Genomic DNA, 434 nt, shown 5'->3' on the forward strand with positions numbered 1-434 from the left:
TGAAACGCCCTTATTCGCTCCTCCTCATAATTCCTTTTTTGCTCATCGTGGCATGGCGCATCTGGTTGCCTGCCGATCTTTCGGCTTGTCCCGCTGACGGGGAAACTGCAGGTCCACTGACCCTTGTTATTCGTGACTACTTTGAGCGCAATAGCCGAACCGACTGGCGAGACATGGATGATCGTTTCGACATACTTTCAACCCCCGAAGGCCAGAGCATAGCGAGTCAACCGAATTCACACACTTGCGAAGCATTGCGGGTACTGCAGAGTCCGGCGTTCAGTCAGAGTGAAAAAATCTTCACCATGGCACTTATGTTCAGACTGCCAATCGACCAGTACATGGCCCTGATGGATCGCAGTCATCAACTCTACACGCAGGGCAAAATGGATAAGGAGGTGCTGACTCTGGTGGTATTTCCGCGCGGAACAGCC

1 protein-coding gene is annotated in these 434 nt (G+C 52.3%); it reads left to right on the forward strand.

Annotation, left to right across the window (positions count from 1 at the left end):
• Window positions 1-38: 38 nt before the first annotated feature.
• A partial coding sequence (locus F6X68_RS33240) for a hypothetical protein (RefSeq protein WP_151457894.1) occupies window positions 39-434 on the forward strand: 396 nt, incomplete at its 3' end.

The organism is Micromonospora sp. AMSO12t (assembly GCF_008806585.1).
Classification (GTDB): domain Bacteria; phylum Actinomycetota; class Actinomycetes; order Mycobacteriales; family Micromonosporaceae; genus Micromonospora; species Micromonospora reichwaldensis.